The 263-nt window shown below is 71.5% G+C and carries 1 protein-coding gene; it reads left to right on the top strand.

What is annotated here, in order from left to right; translation table 11 throughout:
• On the top strand, nt 1-263 hold a 263-nt coding region (locus IE94_RS36940), incomplete at both ends, for a hypothetical protein (RefSeq protein ID WP_037925114.1).

A 263-nucleotide genomic window follows, 5' to 3' on the forward strand; every position in this document is an offset into this window, starting at 1 on the left:
GCGGTGGAGGCGGCCGAGGCCGCCTTGCGTGGTGCGGTGTCTGAGGAGGTGTTCGCGCGGGCCAAGCGGTGGGCGCTGGGGCGGGTGGGCGCCGATCATGTGGCGTTCGTGGACAGGCGCAGTGCTGAGGCCGAGGAGCGTGGCCGGCTGATCGCGTCGTTCGTGACGCTCCTGACGCACGACTATCTGGTGGCGGGTGAGGAGCATGCGGCAGCGCTTTCCCTGGCGCTGGCGAAGCGGTACGGGACGCGTCGTACCACGGG

Source organism: Streptomyces violaceorubidus (genome assembly GCF_000717995.1).
Lineage (GTDB): Bacteria > Actinomycetota > Actinomycetes > Streptomycetales > Streptomycetaceae > Streptomyces > Streptomyces violaceorubidus.